Here is a 17,099-nt window from a genome sequence, read left to right as displayed (position 1 = left end):
CAGGGCACACGTTCGGCGGCCTGTGGACCGTCAGGCGGCGACTGGAATCAGCTCGCGGCTCGGCGTGCTCGCCGCAGCACCTTCGGGCGTGAACCGCATGAACATCCGCGCGACGAAGGGCGCGGAGAAGAGCATGAGCACGACCCGAATGATCTGCGCCGCCATGACGAAAGCCACATTGGAGCCCGAACCCGCGGCGGTGCCGAGCACCGCATATATGCCACCCGGGCTCGTCGCGAGGTAACCGTCAAGCATGCTCAGTCCGGCTTCGTCGGCCAGCACGACACCGAGGCCGGCCGCGGCGACGTTGAGCACCATGATCAGGGCGAGCGCGCCGGGCAGAATGCGCCGGATCGCCCGCAGCGATTCCCGGTTGAAGGTCAGCAAGGTCTGCCAGACGATCATCATGATCGCGAACTGGACCAGGAGCATCGGAACGGCGAAGCCCTGCACGAGCCCGGAGAATTCCAGAGCGATCGTGATGGCCATCGGGCCGATCAGCCCGGCACCCGGCATGCGTACCAGACGACCGCTGAGCGCGCCGATCAACACGATGACGGCGATGAGCGGCAATTCGAAACGCAAAGGAAGCGAACCGGTGTCGCTGATCTGCGCGCCGTCTCCCGCGTGGGCGTGGAAGAAAACCGTCGCGACCACCGGCATGGCGGCGGTGATCAACGCGACGCGAAGGTATTGCACGGCCGCGACAACCCGGTCGTCGCCGCCGAGGTCTTTGGCGATGGCGACCAGTCCGGACGAACCGCCGGCCACGAGCGCGAGCCCGCCGGTCAGCGGGCTGACGTCACGGTGCAGACCTAGGAGTGCGCCGCCCGCGACGCTGACGACCAGGGTGCTGACGGTGATGGCGATGACGATGGGCCAGTTGGAGCCGAGGGCGCTGAAGGAAATGTCACGCACCATCAAGCCGGTGTAGACGCCGAGAACGCCCTGGGCCGCCAGATCTGCGTTCGGCATTGCCTTCGGCGCGTACCGCGCCAACGTCCAGGCAAAGGCTCCGCATGCAACTGCTACGACGAGGAGGTCGATCGGATTCATGGTTGGAGCGTCGAACGCCGACCTTGGCGGATTCTTGCGTGATTCTTGTAGCGCCGATCGGTTACCGGGTGCGCAACCCGACATAGCCGCCGTCAGCGTCGAACAGGAGGTCGTAACGCCCCAACGCGCGCAGGCCGGTGTTGACGAAGGCGCCGCGCGACGCTCGCGCGTAGTTCACCCGGGACGGCGTCTGCGCGCCGCCGTCGCCGACGCGGAAGCGGTAGTTCACGCTCCCCAACGCTATCGACATATCGGTAGCTGCCGGCACCTCGCCGCTCGACGGGGTTCATCGGGGTGCAAACCGAGCTGGTGGTGCCCTCGCCGTGGCAATTCGAAGAGTGGTTCGCCGGGCAGTTCCGACCGCTGATGGTCGCTTCGGCGCGGACATGCGGTAGGTTGGTAGCAACGTCGGCATCCGAAACGATGCCAACTACGTCGTGGAACGCTTGTTCATCCCTCCGCTCGCCGGCCCGAAAATCGCGGCCCGAGCACCCGAGTTCCGATGATCCGTGCACCAGCACACGCTTGTCTCGCGGCGATCGATTTTGCCCACCGGCAATCTCGCCAGCTGTGCCTGTCCCGCGACGACGCCGTCGCGGCGACCCGGCACCATGCCTGAAAGGCACCTCAGCAGTGACTACAACCCAATCCTTCGCCGACCTTGGCGTGCGCGGACCGCTGATCAAAGCCCTCGCCGCCGGCGGCATCACCCAGCCGTTCCCGATTCAGGCCGAAACGCTGCCTGACACCCTCGCCGGCCGTGACGTCCTGGGCCGCGGTAAAACTGGCAGCGGAAAGACGCTGGCCTTCTCAATTCCGTTGGCCAGCAGGCTTTCTGGAGGCACCAGGCGGGCGTCGCGGCCATCGGGCCTGGTGCTTGCGCCCACCCGCGAGTTGGCCACCCAGATCACGGCGACGCTCGAGCCGTTGGCCGCCGCCTGCGGCCTGCGGGTTACCACGATCTTCGGCGGCGTTTCGCAAGGCCGGCAGGTGAGCGCGCTCAAGTCGGGTATCGACATCGTCGTGGCCTGCCCGGGTCGGCTCGAAGACTTGATGAAACAGCGTCTGATCAGCCTCGACGCCGTCGAGATCACCGTGATCGACGAAGCCGACCACATGGCGGACCTCGGGTTCCTGCCGGGCGTAACCCGGATCCTGGCGGCCACACCGGCGGGAGGCCAACGGCTGCTGTTCTCCGCGACCCTCGACAACGGCGTGGACAAGCTCGTCAATCGATTCCTTCGTAACGAGGTGCTGCATTCCGTTGACGAGGTCAACGCGCCGGTGCCCGAGATGACCCACCACGTGTTCCACGTAGCCGGAGCCGAAGCCAAGAAAGAGTTGGTACACCGCCTCGCTTCAGGCACCGGCCGCCGAATTCTGTTCCTGCGCACCAAGCATCAAGCCCGCAAGCTGGCTAAGCAGCTCACCGAGGCGGGCGTACCGTCAGTTGACCTGCACGGCAACCTGTCTCAGCCCGCACGTGACCGCAATCTTGCCGCGTTCGCCGACGGCCAGGCGCGCGTTCTAGTCGCAACGGATATCGCCGCCCGCGGCGTGCACGTTGACGAGGTGGAACTGGTGGTGCACGTCGATCCGCCCAGCGAACACAAGGCCTACATGCACCGGTCCGGGCGCACGGCGCGGGCCGGAAACAGTGGGGACGTCGTCACTGTCGTGCTACCTGAGCAGCGCAGGGACACCCAGGTGCTGCTGCGCCGTGCGGGCATCCAGGTGACCCCACAGCAGGTGAACGCCGACTCTCCATCGGTGCAGGTGCTGGTCGGCGAGATTGCCCCGAAACGGGCTCCGCTGCCTAACCCCGCGTCGTCGCAGCCGGCCCAGCCTCGTCGACACAGCACGGACGGGCGTCGACGCCGGCGCGGCGGCGCTCAGTCGTCAGGGACAGGCGGCCGCGCGCAGGTGGGGTCGGCGTCGTCACACCGCGGAAGCCTGGGAGCGCCACGCGCAGCAGGTCGCCGGCGCGCTAGGCGCCAGCAGGGCTCAATCGCCTAGCGACGTTAGCGTCGGTGCACAAGGATGCGTGCGCCGTCCTTAGGCGTAACAGCTACGCCCCGGCATTGAAGTCGCTCATCCGCGGCCGTTGTCGGCTCGACACTGAAGTGCCGCAACACGGTCCGGAGGACTACCTCCATTTCGAGGGTCGCGAAGACCGAGCCCAGACAACGTCGGCTACCGCCACCGAACGGTAGCCACGCGTAAGGGGGAAGGGGTCTTTCGATGAATCGCTCTGGCACAAACCGCTGTGGATCGGGATACTCCTGCTCGCGGTTGTGTAGCTCCGATAGCGCGATCATGATCGTTGTGCCGCGGGGGATACTCCACTCACCGAGCTGAAATGTCTCTGCGTGGACTTTGCGTGCGACCAAAGCTATGACCGGGCGCGCCCGCTGCGTTTCGGCGATGACCGCCCGTCGGTACTCGTTGCCATCTGTGAAGGCTTCCTCGGTTACCGCGGCGAGCACATCGGGATGACGTGTGATCCGCTCGAACGTCCAAGCCAGCGTCGCGGCCGTGGTTTCATGCCCCGCGGCGAGCAGGGTGAGAACCTCGTCCGCGATCTCCTTGACGGACATCGCGGAACCGTCCTCGTACCTGCTCTTGAGTAGCGAAGTCAGAATATCGTCCCGACTATCGAAATCCGGGTCGGCCTTGCGCATCTCAACGAGGCGACGAATGAGTTCGTGGTAGGCATCCCGTTGCTCCAGGAATCTGCCCCACGGCGTGTATCTGCCCTTTATGCGCCGCCGCACTGAGCGCGGCACCGGTAGAACGGCCAACGTCGAACCCATCGAGACCAGCGGAGGGACTATTCGGCGCAGCTCGTTCAGACTGCCATCCTGGCTTCCGAATATGACCCGGAGCATGATTTCCAGGCTTAGCCGGGTCGTTGAGGGCAGCAGTGCAAAATGTTCGCCCTCAGGCCATGTTTCGCATTCTCGTAGCGTCTCTTCGACGAAAATCTGCTCAAAGTGGCGGAAATGCCGGCTATGGAAAAGCGGAGCCAGTAAACGGCGGCGCCGACGGTGTTCGGCTCCATCGAGGCCAAAAACCGAACTCGCGCCCAGTAGCCCACCCAGGTTCGGTGTGCTGCAGCCCACCTCCTCGTTGGAAGCCGTGCACACTTGGCGCGCGTGCTCCGGTTCGGCCACCACCACAGCGTGGCCGTACACGGGAACGGTCAAGGAAAAGACATCACCGTACCGCCGCACACACTGGTCGATGACTTGCGCCCGTCGATACCAGAACAGCGCCTTATACCGGGGTGAAGTTCCGGGACCCGGCGGGAAACTCAGGCTCGTGGTCGTCGCGTCCGTGACCGCACCGCCAACTACGTCCGCATCGGGGCTCAGGGACCTATTACCTGCCAATCCGCTAGTCATCTGACACACCCGCTAGGTACCACAGCGGCGCCGGCAACATCCCCAACCCGCCGGGTCGGTGCGCCGAAATTCATTTCTAGGACGACATTCACGTCGCCATACCCCGCACTATTTTTCTCGGTGCAGGTAACCGAGTCCTGGATGTCAACTGCAATCTGCATAACTGCCCTCTACCCCGCCTTAATCTTTTAACGTCAGCCAGCGCTGAACAATTGTTCTGGTATTTCCGGAACAACGCTGTTAGCTGTTTGAACCTCCTTTACTGATTTCGTTCCACGGACGACCTCGTCGCAACTATCTGACCAGATCGAACCGCCTGCTCTGGACTGTACGTAGCGACTCACACCGCTGAGTGACTTTTCAACAGGCGGTTTTTAGCCTCGCTCAAGAGCGAGTGGTTGTCAACGGCTGGCACGCCATTCTTCGATAATGAAACAAGGAGTCAAAGAATTGGGTCAATTTGTCTGGCACAGACTATTTGAAACACAAGGTCAAGAAATTGATACGCAGCGTCATTTGGTCGTTTTCCGTATTAGCAGTGACCGGCCCGATCCTGAGGCTTACGGTGCGCCACCGACCTCGGACCGCACCACTACGCCGATGTCCTTGTCGCTGCACCCAGCAAGCGCCCCAGGTGTTCAAGGGCAGTGGTGTATCCGTGCTGTGCCGGCGTCCCGTAACCGACGACGATTCCCTCCGCATCTCCCTCTGGACCGCGATTTGTGCTGTGCCAGAACGGGGTTAGCCCCGTGAGGGCAATGTTGCGTTGCGCTGCCGCGGTCAGAACATCGGCCTCCGAGACGCCTTCTGGTAGCGAGATGACGGCATGGAGTCCTGCAGCAATTCCTTGAACCGATACGGCAGGTGCGTGCTGGTGGACGGTGGTGACGAGCGCGTCGCGTCGATGACGGTAGAGCCGACGCATCCGTCGGATATGGCGGTCGAGACCACCCGACTCGATCATCTGCGCCAGTGCCAACTGCGCGAACACGTCGGTGCCGCGGTCGGCACGTCGTTTTGCTTCGACCACCGCATCGACGAGGGATGTGGGCAGTGCCAACCACCCCAGGCGGAGCCCCGGGGCCAGGCTCTTGCTGGCACTGCCCGCATAGATCGTGTGCTCGGGCGCGAGACCCTGCAGCGCCCCGACGGGATGGCGGTCGTAGCGGAACTCACCGTCGTAGTCGTCTTCGACGAGGTACACATCGCGCGTCGTCGCAACCCGGACGAACTCGGCACGCCGGTCGGCCTCAAGCGTCGCGCCCAGCGGGGCCTGATGCGCCGGGGTGAGCACCACCGCCGCAACTGCCGCGGGGCAGCGCTCCGGCCGGGCACCCCGACCGTCGACTTCGAGCGGGACTACGGCAAGTCCGCTGGCGGCTGGGATGCTGCGATGATCGGGCAGACACGGGTTTTCCAGCGCGATCGAGTGCGCGCCGTTGGCGGCCAGCGCATCACACACCAACCGCAGGCCCTGGGTGAAGCCACTGCAGATCACGATGTGCTCCGGGGTGGTGAGCACTCCGCGCACGCGTCCCAGGTAGTTGGCCAGCGCCGCGCGTAGCCGCGTCGAGCCGCGTGGATCTGCCGGTCCGAGTTCGGAATACGCCGTCACCTGCACGGCCCGGCGCATCGCACGCAGCCATTCGCCGCGCGGGAACATGCTGAGGTCGGGACGGCCGAGGCGGAAGTCGGCCACGTGGCGAGAACTAGCCGGCTCCGCGTTCACCGGCGTCGGGAGGTGCAGCCCGTGCGCGACCTCGGTCGCTGCGCCCGGCCGAGTGCGTAGATATCCCTCTGCCGCCAGTTGTGCATAGACCTCGACGACCGTTCCGCGCGCCAGCCCTAGCTCAGCGGCCAGCGCACGCGAGGATGGCAAAGGCGCCCCCGGAGCGAGGCGGCCATCTCGAATGGCTTGTCGCAGCGCGACTTCGAGCGCCGAGCGGCGACCACGGCCAGCCGGAAGATCCAGGTGCAAGTCGATGCCGCCGACCTCACTGGTCCACGAATTCGACATGTAATTGGACCTTACAGTCGGACCGGTGCTGCTCCTAGTGTCGGTGGCGCGCAGATCCCTACACCCAAAGGTGGCGAAAATGGTCGTCGTAGCCAATCGGCGTCTTGACCGGACGGCGAGCTTGACCGCGCAGCTCAACGCTGCCCAACGCGCGGCGGAATCGCTGCGGCCGCCGGACCGTCGTCTCATCGACGACCCGTACTCCCGGCACTTCGTCGCGCACCCCGCGTTGCGCGCCATGCTGGCGCACCCACGTTTGGCGGATGCCGCACTTCGTGGAATCGACCGTCTCTGGGGCGGATTGCACGCCCACATCATGCTGCGGGTGCGCTACGCCGACGATGCGCTCGACGGCGCAATCCGCGACGGAATCGACCAAGTCGTCCTGCTCGGTACGGGCTTCGACACCACCAGCCTGCGCCACGGCACTACCGGAGTGCGGGTTTTCGAGGTGGACGCGCCGACCACCCAAGCCCACAAGTGGCTGGTGACCCAGCGCCTCCTGTCAACACGTCGTGACTGTGAAATCAGCTGGGTGCCATGCGATTTTGAGCATCGCGTGCTGCGCGAGTGCCTCATCGGCAGCGGATACGATCCGTCCCGGCCGACCCTGATCATTTGGCTTGGTGTCACACCGTATTTGACCAGCGGCGCCATTAGCGCAACCCTCGCCGACTTGGCCGAAATCTGCGCGCCCGGTAGCCGTCTGGTCGTCGACTACATCCGTGCGGGTGTCGTCGCTGGACACACCTCATGGAAGAGCGCCGGCCGCGTTGCGCGCATGGTCGCCCGGCGCGGCGAACCGTATCGAAGCGACTTCACCGAGGCCGGTCTAGATGCCCTCCTCACCGACCACCTCTTTCAGCCGCGCGAGCATTTAACCGTCGAAGGGTTGCTGAACCGATATGACCCGGCGCGCCGCAGTCGACTGTCGGACGACAGCTGGCTGGCGGTCGCGACAGCGGATCGCATGTGAAATGCGCTGAAGTTGTCGCCTTGGCGGGCACAAGAACCCGTGGGAGGATGTTCCGATCGCGCTGGCGACTGTGGGCGACGCCCGCGCGGAAAGGAGGCGCCACGTCAGCACGTCCCGAGCTTTCGGGCATGGCGGATGACTATGCGCGCCATGCTCTTTCGCAACGCGCCGCCTTTGAAGCGACCCACCCCGCCGTGCGGGCCGCCGCGGAAGAGCTGAGCACCGAACCGGTGTTGCGGGTGGCAGATCTGGGCGCCGCGGACGGCGTGAACTCGCACGACCTCATTCGCGATCTGACCGTCCTGCGCAGCGGACGCCCGCTGGTCTACACCCTCGTCGATCTGCCCACCAACGCATGGAGTGTGGCCGCCTGCCATCTGCGGAACGCTTTCGGCCCCGCGGTGGATGCGGGCGATTTCGCCGTGATCCCCGCATTGGGCGAGTCCGGCCCCGGGGTCGCCGACACCGGAACGGGCGCCCACTACGCCGCGCCGGAGGCGCACGGCGAGGCCTGCCGGCGAGCGCTCGATGCGCAGCCAACTCCCGCCACGGTCGTCTCGATGGCCGGAATCCCGCTTCACCAGGCTCCCTCCCTGCCCCACGGCACCGTGCACATCGCGGTGACTGGGACATGCATGCACTGGGTTGCCGACGCCGCCGGACTGCCCTCGACAGGCTCGGTATTCCCCGGTTACCCCGACCACACGGACGAGGACGAGCGCCGCGCATGGCGCCTTGCGGCCGAGCGGAACTGGGAACAACTGCTCGAGATGCGCGCAGCAGAACTGGCACCGGGTGGGTCGTTCATCGCTGCCGTCCCGGCCTCGCCTGCTGCATGCCCCGACCGGACGGGGCTCTACACCGAACTCATCGGCGACATGAATCGGCTGCTCGCCGACTGGCGTCGAGCGGGGCGGATCGGTGCCACTACCGTCGAGGCGGCCGTCGTTCCGGTGTGGTCGCGCACGCTCGACGAATTCCGGGCTCCGTTCGAAGCAGGCGGCGGGCGGTTTGCGGGACTAGAACTCGAAAGCGCCGAGTTGTTCCGGCTCGACAACCCGTACTGGCATGTCGATCCGGCGGTGTTCGCCCGCGACTACGTCAAGAGTGCGACGGCGTGGGGCGGGCCGCTTTTCCTGGGTGCTTTCGCCCGTGAGGGTGAGACACGTGCTGCGGGTCTTCTCGCCGATTTCCTCGGAGAGCTTGAGGAGCGCGTCGCCGAAGACCCGGGCCGCCATCGCTGCGATTACATCGAGGCACTGCTGATCTGCCGTAAGCGGGGCTAGCGGGTCGACCCCGGCTCGGGCTGGGCCGCCGGCTCGCCCGCCAGCATGGCCGCGGTCAAGCCGCCGCGAACGGGCAATGTCGTGGCGTCCTCGGGTGCGGCCGCCTGAGCCGGCCGAGCGAAGAAGGTCGCGTAGAAGGTGGAGACGAAAGCTACCGTCGCCCCGATGATCAGTGGCCCGAAGACGAACGGATGGCGTGCCATCTCCTCGGCCAGATAGCGGCAGCACAGCACCAAGACCGTCAAGAAGGCCGCACCGAACGCCACAAACCCCACCCGCGTCCAAATGCGACCTCGCACCGGTTCGCGCAATACCGCCTCGGCCGTCAGGCATAACACCGCGCCCGCCACAAGGTCGACGCCGTAGTGGTAGCCGAAGCCAAGCGTCGCCGCGATGGTGCATGCCAGCCAGAACGAGCCGCCTGCGCGTAGCCAACGTGGGCCGGGACGGGAGTGGATGAACACCGCGAGCGCCCAAGCCGTGTGCATCGAGGGCATGCAGTTGCGCGGGGTCTTGCTGTCGAAGGGCACGGCTGCTGGCGCCATGTCGATCGGGGGCAGGGTGTGCGGCCAGTAGTCGCCGATCTGGAAGCCCCCACCGCCCGCGCCGAAGGCGAAGGCGGGGCCCACCAACGGAAACAGCAGGTAGATCAACGGCCCGACCAATCCGAGCACCAGGAACGTCGGGACCAGAAAGTGACGAGGCCAACCTTCGGTGCGCACGTTGCGCAGCTGGTAGAACGCGACCACCAGGGCTGCGGCTGGCAACTCGATGTACACCCAGTGCAGTGCCCCGTAGAGCACGGGCCCGCCCGCTTCGACCAGCCGACCGAAGAGCCAAGACGGTTGCGCCAGGGCGTGATCGGCGAGCAACGCATACTCGTCGACGACCTTTGGGCGGGTGATCGCGGTGATGCTCAGCCAGCTGTCGCCGACCTTTGTCGCGATGATGAGCAGGAGGCCGAAACCGACTCCGCGGAAGGCCGGTATGGATTCCCCCTTCACCCAGCGGTAGACGGCCACTGCAGCCAATCCGGTGATGACGATCAGCGGACCGTTGCCAAACGCCAACCCGCCGCCGCGCACCAGGCGCTCGGCGGCGAAGGCGACGTCGAGAGCCACGGCCACGGAAAGTGCGGCGATCCGCCAGCGGTTGGACAACCCGGCCATGGCCAGACCGAAACCGACCCAGGGCACCGTGACCGACTTCGGAGCGGCCACGTAGTCGCTGAGCAGGCTGTGCAGGGGGCCTTGGAAGCCGGCCTTGTGCGCGGTGACCTGCAACGCGACCAGGATAAGGGCGATCGCCGCGACGGCGAGCGGCGGCCAGATGCGCGCGAGTCGAGCGCGTGTCGGAACGCGTCGCAACTCGTCGGTGAACACCCGCAGAAGTTTAAGTGTCAGATGGACGACACAGGTAGAAACCCAGCAGGAACCTCGACCGGTCGTCGAGAGATGCGGACTAGCCGTCGTTGACGAGGTCCGCCAGAAATGCGGGTAACCGGCCGGCGCCAAAGTCATAGAACCGCGCCCAGAGCGGCTCGATCGAGATGCGCACCATCTGCTTGTAGGTCGAGCGCACGTTGTCTTCGAATTCGGCAGCTCGGGGTTCGTCCATTGAGCTCCTCGCCGCCGCGAGGTACTCCTCGGTGACACCGTCGACGGTTTCGAGGGTGGCGACGCCGCGCATCAAGAGCGCCTTGGCTTCTTCGGGGGTGGAACCGGTGTCGATCGTCATTGCGACTTGCGGGCGGGATGACAGCGCGCGGGCTTTCGGGGACGTCGGTGCCGTGGACACCACGATGCGGTCGCCGGTCCAGTAAAACCCGACGGGGATGACTCTGGGGAAGCCGTCATGTCCGTTGTAAGCGAGCCGGGCCATCGAACCTGCGAGCAGCTGTTGGGCACCGGGGTGGCCGAGTTCCTGAGCTAGTTCCTGGGCATTCATCACACCCTTAGTCCTACCCCGCACGGCTGTCGCTCATGTACGCGCGAAGTCCGCCTCGCGGGTCGCCTCGCGGGTCGCGTCGCGGGTCGCCGAGCGTGAGGGGAATGGCCCGGTTTCGGGCGGTGGCGGTAAATAGGCCGCACGTTCGACGTGCGGCGCAACGCCGCCTCGCCATCGCGGGTCGCCGAGCGTGAGGGAAATGGCCCGGTTTCGCGCGGTGGCGGTAAATAGGCCGCACGTTCGACGTGCGGCGCACACCGCCGACCGGCCGACGGCACGAGAAACCAAGACATTTACCACTGCAGGGCAGGTTTGGACGGCTGACCTCGGGTTATGCCCCGTATGTGCGGTTTGTCCCCGACTGGGTGACCGCGCGGCGAATTGCGAAGAAAATCAAGGGAGCTCATCGTGAGATTCACAACCACCACATTCAAAACGGCCATCGGTGCCGTGGGAATAGCTACGGCAGGCGTTTTCGGCGTAGGAGTTTCCTCGGCGGCGCCGAATGTCCAGCCGTTCGGCACCAGCCAACAGCTGATCAGCGGGCCCATGACCACCACCTACACGGTGAGCAACCTCCGGCCGAGCAACATCGCCATTCCTGGTTACACCCCGGAAGGCACGCTCTACCAGGCAGAAATCACCGCTAGGTCGGACGCCGGCACGGTCACACCCATGGTCAAAAACTTCAGTGCCCGCGGCCCCAACGGTCAGACCTACGAGCTGGTCGACGATGTTCAGGTTCCGAACGGACTCAACCGGTCGCCAATCCCGCAGGGCCAGGAATCGACCGGCACGCTGTACTTCGATGTGACCGGTGCGCCAGCCAACGGAGTTGTCTATAACGACGGACTGCAAGACATCCTGATCTGGACGTCAAACATGCCCGGATCCGCGACTCCTAGTGAGCCGTCGAGCTCAAACCCGGTACCGGGTGCGCCTCCAACGCCGACGAGGTAAGCGCTACGTTTCTCGGTGCCGTACCGGTTCTTCGTAACCTGGCTATTTGGCATTGAAGGCGAATACCGTTGTCGAACGGTAGGTCTCGCCTGGGTTCAGCACGGTGGTTGGAAAGTTCGGGTGATTCGGTGAGTCCGGATAGTGCTGGGTCTCCATCGTGAATCCCGCGCCCCGCTGGTAGGTACGGCCGCTGGTGCCCGTTAGCGTCCCGTCGATGAAGTTGGACGTGTAGAACTGCACTCCAGGCTCCGTTGTGGAGACGATCAGGGTACGGCCCGTCTGCGGGTCCTCGGCCCTGGCCGCCTCTACCAGCCCAGAGTTGTTGCCGCGGTTGACCACCCAGTTGTGGTCGTAACCCCGGGCCAGCATCAACTGGGGGTCGTCCACAGTGATGCGCGCGCCGATCGCGGCCGGTGAGGTGAAGTCGAACGGGGTGCCCTTCACCTGCGCGATCTCCCCTGTCGGAATCTGTGTGGTGTCGGTCGGCAGGTATTTGTCGGCGTTGATGGTGACCTGTTGCGCGTAGACGTCGCGGGTACCTTCACCGGCCAGATTGAAGTAGCTGTGATTGGTCAGGTTGATCACCGTCGGCGCGTCGGTGGTCGCGTGGTAATCGATGCGCAATTCGTTCTGCTGGTCCAAGGTGTAGGCGACGGTCGTCGTGAGCGTTCCGGGATAGCCCATTTCGCCTGCGGGACTTACATATTGCAGCTCCAGGCTGACTGCGTCTTTACCGCTCTGCGGACGTGCCCGCCATACCTTCGTGTCGAACCCCGCGGTGCCGCCATGCAAACTGTTGCCGTTGTTGTTGATTGGTAAGTGGTATTCGCTACCGTTCAGCGTGAATGCACCCTTGGCGATCCGATTGCCGTAGCGGCCGATGATGGCCCCGAAATAGGTCTTGGCGGACCCAGTGTTGTCCAAGTAGCCGGCCAGATCCGGAAAGCCCAGCACCACATTGTCGACATGGCCGGCGCGGTCGGGCACCTCTAGTGACTGAATGATGCCACCGTAGGTCAGGATTCGTACCCGCATGTCGTGCCCGTTGGTGAGCGTGTATCGCTCCACCGGGGTATCGCCGATATGACCGAATGGCTCGCTCGTGATCGACGGCGGGCCCGCGGGTTTCGGGGCCATGTTGCTACACGCCGCCAATCCCACCGCACCCGCGATGGCAAACAGTTGACGCAACAGTGCGTTACGCATGCGCTCCTCGTAGGCTCCGTCGGGGCCTCAACCGGCTCCGGCACCTCGACGAGGATAACGCTGCATCGACGCGAACAGCGGTCAGCGCGATCTTGCAGTGTTGTCCGATAAGCGAAATCGTGCGCGTTTACCAGCAGGCCCGGCGTTAGTTGCCCGTAGTATCCGACGGTGCTCACCGAACTCATTGCTGAGCCCTGCGAACTTTGGTACGGCTTCGACCCCTCGATTGTGGCCAGAAGCTACGCGCAGTTCACCGCCGTTCTTGCAGGCTTTGCCTTCGTCGTCATCAATCTGGTGCTGGACCGCGCATATCGGCGCCGGGGAGAAGGGCGTGCACCGGGGCCGCGGGAGGCCGCGCACGAAACCCAAGTCGGGCTTGCGTTGGTGTGCGCGTTTCTGGGCCTGGTGCTGACAACCCTGCGCTACAGCCTGCTTGCCGGTGAGAGCGGATGCGCAATCACCGAGGGGCGAGCCACGTCCGCTGCGGTGTTGGCCGCCGTCTCGTTGGCGGCTTCCGTCTATACGTTGCTTTATGCCGTGGTGCAGTTCTTTTCGGGTACCTCAGGGACACTCGCCAAGCACTGCGTCTTCATCCTGGTGGTGCTCGCCCCCGCGCTTACCGTGTCGTTTGTTCAACAGACGCTCGGGCATCTTGCACTCGCGCTGGGCAATTCTGAGACGCGGCAGCCGCTTCAACCGCTGTGGGACCAGGCCAATCACCTCGCGGTTCCCGTACCGGTGGGGATCACGATCGCGTGCGCAGTCCTTTGGGCGCTGGGGAGAAAGAGGCGGCGTTCGGAAATGCCTGTCGGCCTTGTGGCACAACGCATCCAGACGTTCGTGCCGTACACGACGATCGCCGTAGCCGTCGCCGTGATCATGCGCTCGGTCGCACTTTTGGGATATGCGAATCCCGCCGTGCATATCTCCCCGGGCGAGGCCTGGTTATGGATAGGCATATTGGCTGCCGCGTTGGTAATCCAGAGTGCGGCTCTGTCATTTCAACGTGGCGTAGAAGTCCCTTTCACCGCGGCTCCTCCTGCCACCTAGAGAACGGAATGACCTCTGGTGTCGGGTTCGAGTTCGGTTGGCGGAACTTGGACGCCGTGCGCGGCGCCGGACACTCTTGCCTGAGAAGTATTGCACCGGAATACCTTTGAGCTCTGCCAGTAGTGTCGGCGGCGGCGAGTCCGACGCCTGATCTGCGGAGCCCGCCCGTGGACCGCTACCCCAGGGTGCGTTGATAGCGGCGCATCCCGGCGATCCACCGATCGTAATCGGCTCCCTTCTGCCGATACATGTTCAGCACCTCAGGGTGCGGCAGCACCAAGAACGTACCGTCGACGATGGCTTGGACCACGAGGGCGGCGACGGCGTCCGGGCCGATCACCGGGCCGGCGCTGGTGACGGCGGCGGCAGCCATCCGCATCTGCGCGTCCGGTGAGTCGGACATGCCGCGCAGCATCGGGGTGTCCACTCCCATCGGACACACGCAACTCACACCGATTCCCTCGTCGCCGTAGTTGATAGCCAACCACTCGGCGAAACCGACGGCTGCGTGCTTGGTCACGCTATAGGGCGCTGCACTGAGCTGGGTCAGCAGGCCGGCCGCCGAGGCGACGGCGACGAAATGTCCGCCGGAACGCTCAAGCCATTCCGGCACAACAGCTTTGGCCGCGCGGACGTGGGCGCGCACGTTGATGTCGATGATTTGGTCCCAGGCGGCTTCGTCGTCGCCGAGGCCGAACTGGCCGCTGATACCGGCATTGGCGACGTAGATATCTACCGGGCCGAACGAACGGCGCGCGGTGTCGAGCAGAGTCGCGATGCCGTCCGTGCTCGCGGCGTCCGCCTCCGCCGCGACGCCCCCGATCATCGCAGCCGTCTCGGCGGCCGAACCGGCGTCAATGTCGCCGGCCACTACGGAGGCACCGGCCGATGCCAGCGCGGCCGCAATGGACCTGCCAATGCCCGAACCTGCTCCTGTCACCACCGCTACGGCCCCGTCGATCTTCACAGGTACAGGTCTACCGCTTGATGTCCTCTGGACGGATGAATTCGCCGGATTCCAACCCCCTGTGTCCGGCCCGGCGGTGCCGGAGGCAGCACCGGACTCGCGTTAGGAACCCTGGGCCGATGGGCCGCTCGGGCCGTAGCCGGGATCGCGACACGGCCCAAGGGCGTCAGCGCACTCGATGCCGTGGTGTCGTGGCCGGCAGAGGGACGGGCCAGCCATCGCTGGCGCGCATCAGCCAAGAACAAACGACAGCTGAGTCGGCGGTTGAGAGTTGCTGAGGATCAGCACCGAACTCTGGCTGTTCACGTCGTCATAGGGGAACCCATAGGCGAGGTTGTCGATGTTGATGGTGTGGAAGAACTGCGCCCAGTTGTTCCATCGCCCGCCCGTCGGATAGTAGGCGGCGACGTCGGCCCATTGATCGGGTGTGAGCGCCACACCGCGGTTGAACGCCGCGTTGAGTTCGGCGAGGAAAGCCCCCTGGGTATCCGAGCCGACGAATGGGCCATCGGCGGCAAAGGTTTGTGCCGTAGTGGGCTTGGCCATCGTGAATGTCGAGCCAGTGCCCCCGTCGGGGGTCACGGTGTAGACAAACTGGTGGGTGTTGGAGTCGACGCCGCCAGTCACCGTGTACCCGGGGCCGTTGTACAGGAATTGGTTGGCCTGATAGTGCGTCCAGAATTGGTCGATCGGTTGATCCAGCCAGGTGGCCAGGCCACCGGGCTGGGCGGTCCGCGGCGCCACAATCCTCAGCAGTTCGCCGTTGCTGTCGCTGAGCATCAGTGCCTGGAACTCGGACGGGAGTGTGGCCGCGTACTGCTGGAACACGTCGGCGCGCGACAAAGTAATGCCGCGGGTGTCGGCAAAGCCGGTGGACTGCTGCGCCAGCGTGAATGTGAACGGCAACCCGAACTGGTCCACCTGCGTGGTGTTGCCACCGAAGTGGACTTGGCCGTACTTGTAGGTCATCTCGTACCAGTCGTAGACCGTGTTGTAGTTCGGATCGACTGGGTTGAAGGGCTCAAGACCTGCCCAGCCCGAGTTGTCGGGCGCAATGCCGATATAGAGCGGGTTCTTCAGCGACACAAATATTCGGGCGCCTTGAAATTCGGACGGTATCGAGAGATTCGTGGCGTCGGCGAGAGTGAACGACATATTGGCGTAGTTCACTCCGTTGTGGGTGAGGTGGTCGGGGGCGTTGGCGGCGCTGTGGTCGATCGCGTGGGCGACACCGTTCTGGTCGACCCAGGACCAATGACCGGGTGTGGTCTGGCCGAGAAGGGTCAGGTAGACCTCCGTGTCGCTGAGGCCGGTGTTATTGACGATGGGACCGAGGCGAAATCCGCCGGGCAGGCCGTCGGCTCCGGTGAAGCCAGTCTGACCAGCGATTCCAAGGAGCCCGGGGGCACCACCCGCGCCACCGAGGCCGCCGGTGCCGCCAGGGCCGCCGGCACCGAAGAAGCCGGAGCCGTCTGCCGGGCCCCCGACCCCGCCCGTACCTCCGAGCCCGCCGGCACCGCCTGCCCCACCATTGCCGTAGATCAGCCCGCCGCGGCCCCCAACCCCGCCCGCTCCACCGGCTCCACCAACTCCCCCGGTCTGCCCCGGGACGGAAGTCGACGTACCGGTAAGTCCGGTGCCGCCCGCCCCACCAGCACCGCCATGGCCGAACAATCCCGCCGCTCCGCCGGCTCCGCCGTTTTGTCCCGGTGCCCCCGATCCACCGTTACCGCCGTTGCCCCACAAGATTCCGCCCGGTCCCCCGGCCTGACCGGTCCCGGGAGCCCCATCGGTGCCGTGACCGATCAGCGGGCGCCCCAACAAAGTCTTGAAGGGCGCATTGATCACACCCAAGACACTTTCCTCAAGGAGCTGCAATGGGGAGGCACTGGCCGCCTCGGCGACCGCATAGGCACCCGTCCCCGCAGTGATGGCTTGCACAAACCGCTGATGGACCGCCGCAGCCTGGGCGCTGACCGTCTGATAAGCCTGCCCGTGCTCGGCCAAGAACGCCGCGATCGCCGCCGACACCTCATCCTCGGCAGCGGCAAGCAGCATCGTGGTTGAACTCGCCGCCGCCGCATTGGCCGTACTGATCGACGAACCGATACGCGCCAAATCCGAAGCCGCTGTCGCCACCAACTCGGGCGCCACACTGACAAACGACATTCCGCACCTCCGAGCACCGTGTTCAGGGAGAGAACCACGAATGAGTCTGACCAGTGATCAG

At 65.0% G+C, this 17,099-nt stretch carries 14 protein-coding genes; 5 read left to right on the top strand and 9 right to left on the bottom strand.

Annotation, left to right across the window (positions count from 1 at the left end):
• Window positions 1-30: 30 nt before the first annotated feature.
• Together G6N68_RS12525 and G6N68_RS12520 are read right to left on the bottom strand one after the other, a co-directional pair.
• Window positions 31-1,056 (bottom strand): AbrB family transcriptional regulator, encoded by a 1,026-nt coding sequence (locus tag G6N68_RS12525; protein WP_163712319.1) that lies wholly within the window; start codon window positions 1,054-1,056, stop codon window positions 31-33.
• 61 nt (window positions 1,057-1,117) lie between these two features.
• Window positions 1,118-1,285, bottom strand: a complete 168-nt coding sequence (locus G6N68_RS12520) for a hypothetical protein (RefSeq protein WP_163712316.1) — start codon at window positions 1,283-1,285, stop codon at window positions 1,118-1,120.
• 404 nt (window positions 1,286-1,689) lie between these two features.
• Between G6N68_RS12520 and G6N68_RS12515 the strand changes: the two genes are divergently transcribed.
• On the top strand, window positions 1,690-3,072 hold the full coding sequence (locus tag G6N68_RS12515; RefSeq protein WP_163712314.1) for a DEAD/DEAH box helicase: 1,383 nt from the start codon (window positions 1,690-1,692) through the stop codon (window positions 3,070-3,072).
• A 5-nt stretch (window positions 3,073-3,077) separates the two neighbouring features.
• On the opposite strand, the gene G6N68_RS12510 is transcribed toward G6N68_RS12515, so the two are convergent.
• The gene (locus G6N68_RS12510; RefSeq protein WP_163712311.1) at window positions 3,078-4,460 is read right to left on the bottom strand and encodes a cytochrome P450; all 1,383 of its coding nucleotides are present in this window, start codon (window positions 4,458-4,460) and stop codon (window positions 3,078-3,080) included.
• 592 nt (window positions 4,461-5,052) lie between these two features.
• The gene (gene pdxR / locus G6N68_RS12505; protein WP_163718530.1) at window positions 5,053-6,444 is read right to left on the bottom strand and encodes a MocR-like pyridoxine biosynthesis transcription factor PdxR; all 1,392 of its coding nucleotides are present in this window, start codon (window positions 6,442-6,444) and stop codon (window positions 5,053-5,055) included.
• A gap of 112 nt (window positions 6,445-6,556) precedes the next feature.
• Here pdxR and G6N68_RS12500 point away from each other — a divergent pair, with 112 nt between their 5' ends.
• Complete coding sequence (locus tag G6N68_RS12500) at window positions 6,557-7,453, top strand: class I SAM-dependent methyltransferase (protein ID WP_163712308.1); 897 nt, start codon at window positions 6,557-6,559, stop codon at window positions 7,451-7,453.
• 128 nt (window positions 7,454-7,581) lie between these two features.
• Complete coding sequence (locus tag G6N68_RS12495) at window positions 7,582-8,739, top strand: class I SAM-dependent methyltransferase (RefSeq protein ID WP_163712306.1); 1,158 nt, start codon at window positions 7,582-7,584, stop codon at window positions 8,737-8,739.
• Here G6N68_RS12495 and G6N68_RS12490 read toward each other — a convergent pair.
• Together G6N68_RS12490 and G6N68_RS12485 are read right to left on the bottom strand one after the other, a co-directional pair.
• The gene (locus tag G6N68_RS12490) at window positions 8,736-10,070 is read right to left on the bottom strand and encodes a DUF5933 domain-containing protein (RefSeq protein WP_240355736.1); all 1,335 of its coding nucleotides are present in this window, start codon (window positions 10,068-10,070) and stop codon (window positions 8,736-8,738) included. The genes G6N68_RS12495 and G6N68_RS12490 overlap by 4 nt on opposite strands.
• A gap of 130 nt (window positions 10,071-10,200) precedes the next feature.
• A complete protein-coding gene (locus G6N68_RS12485; protein ID WP_163712299.1) occupies window positions 10,201-10,686 on the bottom strand; it encodes a pyridoxamine 5'-phosphate oxidase family protein in 486 nt (161 codons plus the stop codon).
• A 408-nt stretch (window positions 10,687-11,094) separates the two neighbouring features.
• Between G6N68_RS12485 and G6N68_RS12480 the strand changes: the two genes are divergently transcribed.
• Entirely contained in the window at window positions 11,095-11,646 is a 552-nt protein-coding gene (locus tag G6N68_RS12480) for an MPT63 family protein (protein ID WP_163712295.1), read from the top strand.
• 42 nt (window positions 11,647-11,688) lie between these two features.
• On the opposite strand, the gene G6N68_RS12475 is transcribed toward G6N68_RS12480, so the two are convergent.
• Complete coding sequence (locus G6N68_RS12475; RefSeq protein ID WP_163712292.1) at window positions 11,689-12,852, bottom strand: aldose epimerase family protein; 1,164 nt, start codon at window positions 12,850-12,852, stop codon at window positions 11,689-11,691.
• Between the two features lie 168 nt (window positions 12,853-13,020).
• Between G6N68_RS12475 and G6N68_RS12470 the strand changes: the two genes are divergently transcribed.
• Window positions 13,021-13,902, top strand: coding sequence for a hypothetical protein (locus G6N68_RS12470; protein ID WP_163712289.1), 882 nt, complete (start codon window positions 13,021-13,023; stop codon window positions 13,900-13,902).
• 175 nt (window positions 13,903-14,077) lie between these two features.
• Here the strand turns inward: G6N68_RS12470 and G6N68_RS12465 are convergent, their stop codons facing one another.
• Both G6N68_RS12465 and G6N68_RS31480 read right to left on the bottom strand, forming a co-directional pair.
• Window positions 14,078-14,869 carry an SDR family oxidoreductase gene (locus tag G6N68_RS12465; protein ID WP_163712286.1) on the bottom strand — a complete coding sequence of 264 codons (792 nt, stop codon included), beginning with the start codon at window positions 14,867-14,869 and terminating at the stop codon, window positions 14,078-14,080.
• 231 nt (window positions 14,870-15,100) lie between these two features.
• Window positions 15,101-17,038, bottom strand: a complete 1,938-nt coding sequence (locus G6N68_RS31480) for a glycoside hydrolase family 64 protein (protein ID WP_163712283.1) — start codon at window positions 17,036-17,038, stop codon at window positions 15,101-15,103.
• Between the last annotated feature and the right edge of the window lie 61 nt (window positions 17,039-17,099).

The organism is Mycobacterium bourgelatii, assembly GCF_010723575.1.
GTDB classification, from domain to species: Bacteria; Actinomycetota; Actinomycetes; order Mycobacteriales; family Mycobacteriaceae; genus Mycobacterium; species Mycobacterium bourgelatii.
Note: the sequence above shows the minus strand (reverse complement) of the source record. Positions and strands in the feature narration are given on the sequence as shown.